This window comes from Runella sp. MFBS21 (genome assembly GCF_029433105.1).
In the GTDB taxonomy this organism is placed as follows: domain Bacteria; phylum Bacteroidota; class Bacteroidia; order Cytophagales; family Spirosomataceae; genus Runella.
In genome coordinates this window covers 68,626-81,321 of record NZ_JARNTW010000028.1, presented here as the reverse complement: position 1 = coordinate 81,321, position 12,696 = coordinate 68,626, and the positions used below count along the sequence as shown (strand labels likewise).

Below are 12,696 nucleotides of genomic sequence, written 5' to 3'. Positions count from 1 at the left end.
CACTATAGTTTATAAATAGACAAAAGTAAACAACAACTCTAATGATTAACAAATGGCTTTTTAGCTCCATACTCTGGTGGTGTGGAACAGGGGTACTTTGTGCCCAATCGGACTTCGTACCCAAGGTCATACCACAATCTCCCAACGCCGCTGCCATTGGTAAATACGGCGATGTACCTATCACTTTGAATACGGGTCAAATCAATCCTTCTATCCCTTTGTATGAAATCAAACTCAATGATTTCTCTTTCCCTATATCATTATCCTATGCTAGTTCGGGTCTCAAAACCAACGAAACCCCTAGCTGGACGGGCTTAGGTTGGACATTGTCGGCTACGGGAGTTATCAATCGACAGCTGCGAGGACTCCCGGACGAAACCACTCATGGATTCAATGGGCTACATCCTACGGCAAGTACGGTCAAATCAATCGCCAATGGAATGGGATATAACCCTACAGGAATGTACAGTGGACTAACATTTTTGCAGTTTCAAGCTAAGATTGCCGCTGATAATGAATATGATTCAGAGCCAGATATGTTTGTATTAAGTTGTGCTGGAATAGGTGGTAAGTTTTTCTTTGACCAGACCCAAGCTGGAACAAATCTCAAAAGTCCCGTCTGGATTCCGTATCAAGGTATAAAATTAGAAGCAGAATTTAATTTCAATGCCAGCGACCCTACCACGGTTTATAACTTAAACAATACCCAAGGTAGAATTGACACCATCAGAGTTGTAGATACCAAAGGCATCAAATATATCTTTGCCTACAAAGAACGTGGGTACGATGATGATGAAGCAAGTTTTGGCAAACGTCACGTAAATGCTTGGTATCTGACCAAAATCATAACCCCCAATGGTCATACTATAGATTTTACCTATAAAATAAGGCGCGTCGATATGCCTCCTACTCTTTCAGAGCAAAGATACAATATGCTTGCTGTCGCTACTGATGTAATTGTTTATAATCCTGGTCCTTCTTCGCCACAAGTATATAAAATCAACGAAGTGATTTTAGAAAAAATCACAATCAATAACGGAGAAGGTGGCGAGATTCTTTTTGTAGAAGAAACTAATGATAGGAGCGACTGGACGTTTGGGAGCGAAAAAGCCAAAGCTCTTTCAGAAGTAATTGTCAAAAACCAAAACGGCGATACTATCAAAAGTTTTAAATTTACCTACGCAGAGAGTGTAAATCGCTTGTTGCTACGTTCAGTACAAGAAAAAAACGGAACAGATGAACTTCCCCCTCATGAGTTTGAATATGTTCAAGAAGGCAGCATTCCTCCTTTACCCAATTTGAGTAGTAACTTGTCAGTATTATACAATCAAGACCATTGGGGGTATTACAATACTAACAATACCTCTTCTCTCTTGCCCACGGTCTCTTATATCAACAACTTGAGCGGAGGCACCGACATCGCAATCCTTGCCACCAATAGAGACCCCGATGCCTCAAAATCAGTAATAGGACAGCTTTCAAAAATTACGTATCCTACTCAAGGAATGGCTCAGTTTGAATGGGAGGGCAACACTTATCAAGAAGATGCCAATCTCCCTAAACGATACACTTCTTGTAGCGGTACCATGCAAGCTATTTCCACTCTTAGTTTAAGTGGTAGTGGAAGCAGTGTAGATCCTGTATCAGTAGCGGATACTTTTGTCGTAACTCAGTATAATTTCTGCTCTGAAATTTATCATTCGGTTCATTTCCAAAACAATGATGATGTTATCAATGCTGACATCATTTTGACAGATATATATGGAAATATTATGTATAAAAACACGTGGGAGCGAATCCGACCCACGACTTTACCAGAAGCGGGTGAAACCAAAACACAGACTAGCAAACTACTTTTACCAGCCGGAACCTATATTCTGAAAATAGTGATGACTGCCGAAGGTAGGTTCAACGCGGCAGGCCTCATAGCGGATGCAACGGTTGAATTTCGGAAAATTGTTCCCCCTTCAGGTAGTAATTTTATTACTAAAAATGCGGGAGGTGTGAGAATTGCGAAAATAAAAGATTGTGTCTCCTCATCGGGCTGCAACGTAAAAGAATACAAATACAATACACCTGACCAACCGACTCTTTCCAGCGGAGTGCTTGATACCTCTCCCATATACGATTATGCGATGCAAATATCACTTCCAATCACTGGGGGGGGCTGTGTTTTCAATATTCCTCATTTAGCCTTTACATCCCAAAGTCACTTACCTATATCGACCACTTTGGGTAACCACATGTCTTATCGGTATGTAAAAGTAATTGAAACGGACGAAACAAATCCGTCTTCTAACAACGGCTATACCATCAATACATACAATACAAGTAGCGAATTTTCTGACCTTGGAGATGAAGAATTTCCTTTTCCTCCTAAAACTTCATTAGAATGGAAAAGAGGTAATTTAGCCAAAAGTAAATCATATAATTCATCAAACTCTTCCGTCAAAGAAACCACCAACATATATGCCGCAGAGCTGGATTCATCTAATCATTATAGTGAATTTACAGGCCTCAAGTTTGGATTATCTCAATTGATTACTTGTTCTGTCAGTGGGAATACTAGAAGCTATTTATACGCTGCCTATGTGATGGCCTCAGGATTCAACTATTTAGCTTCTACAATCGATACGCTTAAATTTTCTGGAGGAGAGGTGGTAACCCGTACCAATTATGAGTATAGCAACTTGACTCATCTCCAACCCACCGCTACCGAAACGGTCGATAGTCAGCAAAAAACCATCAGAACCGAAATGAAGTATGCAGGAGACTTACTAACGGACTTAGATTTAGGAAGTTCGGCAACAGTTCTCAATGCAAAAAATATGATTTCAATTCCATTACATCAGACTACAAAAGTAGACAATTCCATTACCAAAATTCAAAAGACCTATTATTCGTCCTTTCCTTTAGTGAGTAAAATTGAGGTGTTTGAGGGGAACTCTACTAATCCTCAAACAATTTCATTGACAGATTATGACAACAGAGGTAACCTACTCTCTTTTAATCAGAATTTGGTGGGTCCTTATACTTCCTATCTTTGGGCTTATAAAAAGCTACTGCCAATTGCTGAAATAAAAAATGCTACTAAAAGTCAAGTGGAGTCCGCACTCTCAGCTATTTCAGTAGGCGGTGTAGCTATGGATTTTGATAAAGTAGGTGCCATTACAAACGAGGCTGACCTGTTGTATATTATTAATCAACTTAGGAGTCAGTTGCCCAACGCTCTTGTCACAGGTCTAACCTATACCCATCTAGTAGGGACAAAGAATTTGATTAGCCCAGCCAATCAAACCACTAAGTTTGAATATGATGCCTTGGGACGCCTCAAAACTACACATACCCAAAATGGTGCAAATGTTGTAACGGACATGCAACCTGTCCAACAATATCAATATCATTATAAAACCAATGAATAATCTTATGAAATTGTACATCACTAGTATTATTTTGGTACTGAGTTTTGGTGGTTTTCTAAAAGCCCAATTACCTCAGCAAGAAGGTCACTACACCGACCTCAAAACAGCCCTAAAACACCCCAAAGAAGTCAAAAAGTTGGTGTTGAATGAGGTAAAAGGGTTGGAGCGCAAACTCCATAAGTTCAAGAATTTGGAAGTGTTGCAAGTAGAAGGCACCTCCCTACAAAGCCTGCCCGCTAACATTGGCAAACTAAAAAAACTCAAGGAACTGCGCCTTGCCAATAATCAATTGACGGACTTACCGGCTACTTTGGCCAATCTTCCTCAATTGGAAGTACTAAACCTAGCCAATAACCGCCTCAAAGAAATTCCCCAAAATCTACAGCAACTTCCTACTCTCAAAAACCTCCAACTCAGGGGCAATGAGCTTAAAGGCATACTTTTACGACCAGAGGATTTGCAACATACCCCCCTCTATACTTCCCTTACGGAGGCATTGAAAGAACCCGAAAAAGTGTTGCGGTTATCGCTCAACAATCTTCAAGAACTCCCCGAATCAATCGGTCAATTCAAAAACTTGCAGTCTCTCAATCTCAACAATGGTTATTTGACCCAATTGCCCAAAAGCATCAATCAGCTAGGGCAGCTGCAAGAATTGAGTCTGGTCAACAATCGCCTCACGGAATTGCCATCATCACTGACCGATTTAAAAAACCTAAAATCCCTCAATCTCAGCGCCAATCCAATTGCCCAATTGCCTGAAAACCTAGGGAAGCTTACACAACTCAAACAACTGACCGCCCTGCAGTGTCGTCTCACGGATTTGCCGTCTTCTGTCGGGGATTTGAAAATGTTGGAGCAGTTGCATTTGTCTGGCAATCGCTTCCAATCCCTGCATGAATCGATTGGCTCTTTGTCAAACCTAAAATTGCTCGATTTATCCCAAAACCCGCTGCAATCTTTGCCCCAAACCTTGGGTAACTTAGGCAATCTCAAACAGCTCAATTTGTCCCAAAATCAGTTGCTGAAACTGCCCGAAAACATCGGTAGCTTGAAAGAATTAAAGCTGTTGAATCTTAATCAAAATCAGTTAGAGGCACTTCCAAAATCATTAGGGGATTTAAAATTATTAGAAAACTTGCAATTGAATGGCAACACACTCAAGACATTGCCTGAGTCGATTGGAAAATTAGCTAAACTCAAAAATCTAGACCTCAACTTTAACCACTTACAACAACTCCCCGCTGGCATTGGAGAATTGGGCAGCCTCAAAAACCTCCAGTTACTTGGCAATCAACTCAAAACGCTTCCTGCTCAAATCGGCCAATTAAAAAACCTTAGCTCGCTATCGCTAGACAAAAACCCCCTCCAATCGCTGCCAGATTTGTCTAATCTAAAGCAGTTAAGTCATCTCAGTTTTGATTTCAAACAATTGCCCGTAGCAGAAGTCGAAAAACTTAAAAATAGTCTATTACAAACCTCCGTTTCACCTTTACAGGTCAGACAATTGGATTTCCTTAAATGAAATGAAGGTATCAACTTAATGTAAGAATTATGAAAACCAGCATTTTACTTTTACTTTTAGGCTGCGGTTATTTATCGGCCATTGCCCAACGCTACCCCAGCGATTCCACGGTAGAAGTTCGGTTGTTGACCAGCGGAAGTGTTACTTTTGCGGGAGCCAATAGCGCCACCGCCGTCAAAGGAGCCCTCAGCAATCGCCAAAACAAAGCCGATTCACTCATCAAACGACGCAACGAAACGGCCAATAACAAGGTCACGGTCTTTACCAAAAAAGAAGATGAAGGCAAATCCCACGGCAATGTCACCTTGCCCGTTCCTCCCAATTACAAACTCAACTTCCTGACCTCAACCGGCGATGTTTCTTTGATTGATGTCAATGCCAACGTGATTGGAAGAGCCGAAAAAGGAAACCTCTCGGTCGTGCGTTCCTCAGGCAGAATGGAACTCAAAACCGACAATCACAACATCACCGTTACCGACTCGGAGGCCAGCGGTTTTGTGATGACCAAAACGGGCACCGTCACCCTGCAAGACGTGGGTGGAGGTTTGGTAGGGATCAGCCAAGAAGGCAAGGTCATTTACAAAACCACCACCAATTACTTCAAAACCCGCCGCTATGCCCCTTTTGACTTGAGTTTTGAGCAAGCTGAAGTAGAAGTAGCCAATGCCCCCGAGGGAGGTACCTTCACGGCTGTCAAAGGGAATATTGTCGTCAAAAATGCGGGAAAAAATGTGCACCTCAAAACCACTGAAGGAAGCCTCAACGTAGCTCCTGCTAGCATGGGCGTAAGGGCTCAAAATCGCCTAGGGGGTGTGGTGGTACAAATGGCCGTCAACTCCACCTCTCTCGAGCCCGTGGTGATTGAAGCCCAAGAAGGCAATGTCGATTTGTATGTACCGCTGAATTTTGCGGGGGATTTTGTGATTACTTTGGTTCAAAACAAAAACTTCAACATTCTCAATCGGGTCAATAGTTTTTTAGACCTTGGCTCCATAAAAGCCGAAGAAGTGGTCGATACCGAAAGCAAACGCCTCATGAGCCGCCACACGCAGATTTCAAGGGTGATTCGCAACGGCAAGCGTCCGGTCAGAATCAGGGTCGTCAATGGCAACGTCAATATCATTCGGATATAGATAAAGTATATACAGCATCGTTAGCTATTCAAAACTATTCAAATAATGAAAAAGATTATTTTTTACTTTCTTTTCCTGCTTCCTTTTCTGGGGTATTCCCAAACCTACTGGACGGGAGCCGTTGACACAGATTGGAACACGGCGGGCAATTGGAGTGCGGGCGTTCCCAACTCTTCTACGGCGGCCGTGGTAGCTAGTTGTAGTACCTGTCCTATCCTTACCTCCAATGTGGTCACGGGAGGTTTGACGGTGGAAGGAGGGGGCAATCTCGATATTGGGACTTATACCGTGACCGTTTACGGACTGTACTGGATGAACTGGGGCAATCTGACTTCCAACGGGGGGGTAATTGATGCGAGTCGCACGGGAAATGTGCAAAACAGTCAGTTTTATGGCAATCTCACCTTGCGTATCAATTCGGCGGGTACCAACAATTATCTCGGCGGTATGGGGGGCAACAATACCTACCACAACGATTTTACGCTAGAAGCCCACACCGGCGACTGGACTACTTTTGAGATAGGTCGGGGGTTTGTCGATACCTACAAAGGCAAAACAATCATCAGCAATGTAGGCAAAGGCTGGTTGGTAGTGGTCGATGCCAACAATTCCTACAATTCACCCACGGTTTTTGAGGATGATGTGGAGTTTCGCAATGTTCACGCCGACGAGGGGCACCTGCAAATCTGTCTCAATGGAGGCAAAATCCGGTGCCTTAAGAAGGCTCGTTTTTTTGACAACACCAACAGCTTCAATTCTTACATTTGGCTGGGCAATGCTCAATTTGATGACGAAACCGAAGTGGACACCCGCAAAGCACACATTTCGCTGGGAGGCTGTTTGTACAAAGAAGATTTTATTCTTAAAAACCGAGAGGGTGCTTTGGTAGAATTATCTTGGAGTAATTTTGAAGAAGCAGCCGATTTTGTCATTCCCCCATCGGTTCCTTTTTTATACGGGGATTTGCGGATGAGCTATTCATCGTTTTACGGCAGTGCCAGTACGGCTCCGCTCAATATTCAGCTAGGTTCAACTTCGAGCCCTACTTCTTATCGACCCAATACCTTGGTAAAACTAGCTTATATGTGGTCCATCAATCGAGAGCTTAACCTGCAAGCTGATTACATTCATTATCAAAATTCGACCTTCCATAAGGCCACGACCATGAAACGAATTGGTCTAACGGGCACCCCTCCGAGTGGTTATATTGGTGGAGGGGTATGTCCGGGTTTCTCTCGTTTTGAGGGAACAATCAAATTTCACAATGAATTTGGAGACCATTGGGTATTAGGAGGGTATGGGCCAGATGTTTTCAAATCAGATGCGGAGTTTATCCAAGGTAATAATCCATGGGGGGCGTTACGGGCTTCTTACTCTGGGTCGACTACTTACGAAGGCAACATCAGGATGTCGACGCATCCTGCTAGCTACAATGGGATTGTGTGGGGAGAAAATACGGGTTTTTCAACGCTGATATCGGGCAAAACAGTCTCAGTCGACCAATTTGGTTATGGTTTGTTGACCTTAGCGCGTTTCACGCAGCTAGGTGCCACGACTCCTCAGACAATCAATATGGGGACGGGGGCAGTACAGTTCTATGAATCTAACTTTGAAAGTCCGCTGCAAGTAACCACAAGTCGGATTGGAATCGGAAAATCTACTTTTTTTAATGCTAGTTTTACCAAAACAGGAAGTGGCGCGGATGGATGTGAGGGGCAAAATACTTTCAAAAAGAAAGTCCATATCAAAAATCAATCGACGGGTAGTATTGTTTTTTACAGTCAGAATAGCAAAGTAAACGCGCCTTAGATGGTGGTAAATGGGGGCTTTTTTTGAATATTTCTCTTTCTAATGTACGTCTCTGATGTGAATAACCTCAGAAACGTACATTTCCAATCACATAAAAAAACAGTCTTTCTCAAACAGCCTTACTGTGGTAGATTTTCAAACCGCTTGATAATCTTATACACGGTTCCTCTAGAGCCTATCCCAAAGTGGGTTCTTATCTCTTCAATTGTATGCTTTTTATCAAGATACATCTGGTATACCTGAGGAGCAATATCTTCATACTTATAGACTGCGCCTTTAGCGGGGCCAAACTTTGTACCTTTTTCTACTGCCTTTTTCCGACTTTTAGTGAGAGATTCTATTGTTTGTTCTGCTAAATGGGCAATTAATTCAACTTGCCGTTTACCCTCCACACTTGCAGAGTCTATCCCTTCTGCTAAACTTTTAAGGTGAATACCCTTCTCTATAATCAGTTGGACATTTTTATTGATTATAGCTATATTGTTCCCTAACTGAGATAGCTTGTAAACAACCAAACAGTCACCCACTTGCATAGTATGAAGAATACTTTCGAGGTCTTTGTATTCACCAATTAAAATATTTTCAGTTAGAGTTTTGATGGCACTCATTTCAGGTGATGACTCTCTAATTTCTTGGGTAAACCCTACTGTTTGCATGTAGTTTAGGGGTTGCAGAAAGAGAAAATTCTCTTTCTGCAAAAGAAGCAACTACAATTGACATACCCAAGACCCTCTTGAAAAATATACTAAATCAATAAAAAAAATACCTCTTCAATTATAGGCATTTTCTTGTTTAGCTTTTTACTTGTCACTTGCACCATATTTATGATAGATACGACCTAAAAGATATAATTTATCATCTGACACGTTACCTTTAATATCCATACCACCATGAATTACAATGTTACCAGATTCATCTAAACTAGTAGCATATTCTCTTTTAATAGCGGGATATTTCTCAACATCTTGGACAAGGTGTTGAGCGTGTAGCTGACCTTCATCTGTTTTAGTAAATACCCACTTATCCATAAATTTATGGGTATCTTTATTATACCATTCTCCTAAGAACAGTTCTTTATTTTTTGTCTGAGAACAACTAAAAAGTCCAAATAATAGTAGTAGACATAGGATTTTAAATTTCCACGCTTTTACATCGGTGTACCAGCGTCCATTGTTTTCTTGGCTTTCGAGGTTGATAGAGGCTTCTACCTCTTTTCCTATACAGGATTTTTCTTGGATAGCTAAATCTCCCCAAAGGGTTATACATACTTTGCGTGGGAACTTGTCACCATTTTCTATGATGACAAGTTGCTTTTTCCAAGTACCATTTTTGCCTTCTCCTTCTTGGGAAGGTAGTATATCAATGATTTTTCCAGCAAGTTCCATTTGATTATTAAAGTTTAAAGGTGATTGATGCTTTTTTTGAAAATTTTTCATCCCAAATCGTAAAGGTAAGCCCCTGATTCCCTTTTGTTTTGGTGATATACCGCCCTATTAAGCGGTAGTCTCTAAAAGTTTGGTAGGAGAAGAAAATCTTGTCTCCTGGCAATAACTGCTCAGTAGAGTTATCTCTCCTAAACTCAAAGTACCCAAACTGTTCTGATTCAAACTGTAGGTAGTACTTCGCTTGGCGATTGAAGTGAAGCTGACGCATGTACAGCTCTAGCGTGACGGACAGACTGCTATCTGGTAAAGTATCTAACTTAAAAGTAGTCGGAACAATGAGTAAATTAAACTCGGTGCTGCTTGTATCGGCCTTGACATATACTGTATCCGTGACTCTGATAGTGTCTTTTTTGATGACATATATAGTATCACGGGTAATGATTTTAACCGTGTCCGTTTTAGCTTTGGCGTCTACCTCAATAGGTGTATTACAAGAGCTAAGAGCGGCGATTAGAGCGAAAAAAACAAAGATGTATTTCATTGGAAAAAATGGATTTTAAGGCCCACATACGGATATGAGCCAAACTTTTGATAGTTACTAGTAAGGTGATAGGCTTGTCGATAACCGATAAAAAAGCTATGAATTTCAACCTCCAACCCTGCGGCAAGCCCTAACAATATATCAGAGCGTTTTTGCAGCGTATAAGAGCCATATTTGAGTTTATTGTTATTGAGACTTTCATAGCCTAGAAAGCCAGAAAAAGGAAGTTTCACCAAAAAGGTTTTTGTGGCGTTTTCAATGAGGTTAAGCTCATGCTGATACCCAACCGTGTACTGGTTAACCGGTATAAGCACCCCTATTTGATTGCCTTCATCATCGACAAGTGGCGTTGATTTGGTAGCATATCCTACAAAAAACATTCCGCCCCTTAGCTGTTTAGAGTAGGATCCTAGCCCTACTCTAAATTGGTAATTCATTTCCCCTTTTTGTAGGCTTGGTAAAACCTCGTCGTAGGCTCCTGCCTCTAGCTGAATGTAACGTTGCCCTCTCAGGTGGGTCTGGCCGTGAGCCAAACCCGAAAGAAGTAGTATAAAAAAAAGGATGATTCTCATAGCTGTTTTGCTTTTTGAATTAATTTATGGGAGATAGTAAAGCGTAAATGTCGCGCTCCTTTCTCTTCAAAGATTTCAAAATCCACCTGCTTAGAAGCAGATATAGCCTTGACTGGTACGACAAAAACATACATTTTATCCGTATTACTCGGAATGTTTTTATCCGTTGGCAGGTGGTATTTTACGGGTACTTCTTCCTCTTGCACCGCTACCCGTTTTATTTCCGAAATATCAGAGATAAAGACCTTGGCAAAATCGATTCGATAGTCAATTTCAGACCTGTTTTTGACCTCTACCTGATAATAGAGGTTATCGCCCTTGGTATAGATCCCCCTAAGAAGTGCCGTCACTTTCATGGTATATACACCTACGTTACTAATGTAGTTACGTTTGTCTAAGGCTCTTTCGCTGAGGTCTTGAATCTCGGTGAAACTTTCGTCGTTTTCATCTAATACCTTCTGATGATGAAAGTTGATACCAAGCTCCTTAGAAATACGTTCGTCGGCGGTTTGGTTATAGCCTATACTTAGGTTGATTACTTCGGGATTGTCTTGGTAATTGGCAAGGAAGCTGTAGAGTTTACCGTCCTTACAAATGACGGTTACGTTGGTTTCTTTGAAGGTTCCGCGCGCGTTGGCCTTCACCCGCAAAACGTTGTTAAAAGCCTCGGTGACTTGCACAATTACGTTTTGATTACCTACGTCAATCTCTTTTATTTCGGACGGGAATAAGACGTGTACGGTTTTTTGCTCGCTGACTCCTAAGGGATAGCTACCAATGACGGAGGCTTTATCAAGAGCCAAAAGGTATTGGTTGCGATTAGCAAATACTTCGTTAAACATTTGCTTGTTGGCATTTTCCACGGGTCTTTGTGCCTGTAAAAAAAAGGGCAATAAGAAAAGACTAATTAATTTCTTCATGGCTTGTGGGGGCATTGGAAGTGGTTGGGGTAAAATCAGATGATTTCAAAAGGATTTGGTAGTTAGGGCGAATGGTCACCTTGGGATTTTGGGCCTTGGTAGTGGCGTATTGACGGGCAGATTGCATCGTCTGTTGGGCAGCTTGCACGGCGACCTGCGTTCCTACTTGTTGCGCAATACCGCCTTGCCCCACAAAAAAACCTCCATTTAAAGGACCGGTAGCGGTTCGACTCAGGTTTTGAGCCAGCATATTTTTTTCCCGCAAATTGGGTACGTAGATGCCTAATTGCCCATCCATGTCAAAAGCCTGTACAGTCAGTGGGTAAATGGCATTTCCGATAACCATCGATGTAATGGAAATATAAACCCGTTCTTCTCCAATGCTGCATCGACCGTTTAGGATTGTTCCTTTTTCCAACAAAATAGGTTCACCTTTTACCCTAAAAATGATGTTCTGGAGGAGTCGAATTTTGGCCGTGGTTCCGTTTTGGATTTTGATGCCTCCGCTTCCGTTTCCATGTACGACCGCTAAAACAGCATCATTTGCCGAATAACTGTTTTTGTTTTTCATTGAAACATTATAGAAAAACCCAACCTTGGTAACGGGCATTCCTATGGTGTTTTTCTGAATTTCGGGCTGAATCTCAGTCAACGGGGATTCCTTTTTTTTAGGGGTTATATCCTTTTCTTCCTCGTCGTTTTTTTTCTTAACAGTGGTAGGAGCAGACTGAGGGGCTTGAACTTGGTTTTGATTTTTTTCTAAGTTGTCCAATACAAGTTGAGCCGTTCGTTGGTTGATTTCCCGGTCCTTGGCCTCTTGCCGCTCCTCTCTTAATTCTTCGGGAGATTTCTGATACAAAGCATAATTAGGATCCGCTAATCTAGCCTGTTCGCGTTGGATTGCTCGTTGCCTCGCAATGCTTTGTTGATAGATTTGCTGTTTTTTTCGGGTGGGGCTTTGCGGTTGGTAACTTTGTGCTCCTGCCGTTTCAACGGCCTGAAAGTCCTGTTCGGAAAGACCTTCATTGGTACTTGTTTGGTCGTTTTGCGGTGCTCCCACGACGTAACCAACCGCTAGGCTGTTATCAGACTTTGAAAAACGAGGGTCGTTTTTGTCTACGTGTTTGTATTTATCGTTTTCAAGCGGCTGATTTTTGGCCGCTGGTACACTAGCCAACGTTTCGGTCTTGTTTTCTTGGGTTGCAGGTGTTTCTTCAGATTTAAAAACGCCTAAACTCCAAAGCACCAAACCTAAACCAAAAATAGCACCGATGGCTAAAGCCACTAATTGATACTGTTTTTGGCTTAGTTTGCGGACGGTTTTTTGAGAATTATCTACTGTTTCCATGAGAGATAAATGGTTAAAAGACATGTAAGAAAAAGAATGAT

At 41.8% G+C, this 12,696-nt stretch carries 10 protein-coding genes; 4 read left to right on the top strand and 6 right to left on the bottom strand.

Going from position 1 to position 12,696, the window contains the following annotated elements:
- Positions 1-41 precede the first annotated feature (41 nt).
- Genes P1X15_RS29935 through P1X15_RS29920 form a run of 4 tightly spaced genes read left to right on the top strand, consistent with a single transcriptional unit; the run spans position 42 to position 7,889 of the window.
- Entirely contained in the window at positions 42-3,422 is a 3,381-nt protein-coding gene (locus P1X15_RS29935) for a hypothetical protein (RefSeq protein WP_277341808.1), read from the top strand.
- A 4-nt stretch (positions 3,423-3,426) separates the two neighbouring features.
- The gene (locus tag P1X15_RS29930; protein ID WP_277341807.1) at positions 3,427-4,947 is read left to right on the top strand and encodes a leucine-rich repeat domain-containing protein; all 1,521 of its coding nucleotides are present in this window, start codon (positions 3,427-3,429) and stop codon (positions 4,945-4,947) included.
- A 29-nt stretch (positions 4,948-4,976) separates the two neighbouring features.
- On the top strand, positions 4,977-6,080 hold the full coding sequence (locus P1X15_RS29925) for a hypothetical protein (protein ID WP_277341806.1): 1,104 nt from the start codon (positions 4,977-4,979) through the stop codon (positions 6,078-6,080).
- 45 nt (positions 6,081-6,125) lie between these two features.
- On the top strand, positions 6,126-7,889 hold the full coding sequence (locus P1X15_RS29920) for a hypothetical protein (RefSeq protein WP_277341805.1): 1,764 nt from the start codon (positions 6,126-6,128) through the stop codon (positions 7,887-7,889).
- Between the two features lie 119 nt (positions 7,890-8,008).
- Here P1X15_RS29920 and P1X15_RS29915 read toward each other — a convergent pair whose 3' ends face one another.
- The 6 genes from P1X15_RS29915 to traM form a co-directional block, all read right to left on the bottom strand.
- The gene (locus tag P1X15_RS29915; RefSeq protein WP_277341804.1) at positions 8,009-8,545 is read right to left on the bottom strand and encodes a recombinase family protein; all 537 of its coding nucleotides are present in this window, start codon (positions 8,543-8,545) and stop codon (positions 8,009-8,011) included.
- A 144-nt stretch (positions 8,546-8,689) separates the two neighbouring features.
- A complete protein-coding gene (locus tag P1X15_RS29910; protein ID WP_277341803.1) occupies positions 8,690-9,325 on the bottom strand; it encodes a DUF3127 domain-containing protein in 636 nt (211 codons plus the stop codon).
- Positions 9,282-9,815: a hypothetical protein gene (locus tag P1X15_RS29905; protein ID WP_277341802.1), complete on the bottom strand. Its 534-nt coding sequence runs from the start codon at positions 9,813-9,815 to the stop codon at positions 9,282-9,284. Before P1X15_RS29905 ends, P1X15_RS29910 begins: the two co-directional genes overlap by 44 nt.
- Complete coding sequence (locus P1X15_RS29900; RefSeq protein WP_277341801.1) at positions 9,812-10,387, bottom strand: conjugal transfer protein TraO; 576 nt, start codon at positions 10,385-10,387, stop codon at positions 9,812-9,814. Before P1X15_RS29900 ends, P1X15_RS29905 begins: the two co-directional genes overlap by 4 nt.
- Complete coding sequence (gene traN, locus P1X15_RS29895; protein ID WP_277341800.1) at positions 10,384-11,307, bottom strand: conjugative transposon protein TraN; 924 nt, start codon at positions 11,305-11,307, stop codon at positions 10,384-10,386. Before traN ends, P1X15_RS29900 begins: the two co-directional genes overlap by 4 nt.
- Positions 11,291-12,655, bottom strand: coding sequence for a conjugative transposon protein TraM (gene traM / locus P1X15_RS29890; RefSeq protein WP_277341799.1), 1,365 nt, complete (start codon positions 12,653-12,655; stop codon positions 11,291-11,293). The genes traN and traM overlap by 17 nt, the downstream gene beginning before the upstream one ends.
- Between the last annotated feature and the right edge of the window lie 41 nt (positions 12,656-12,696).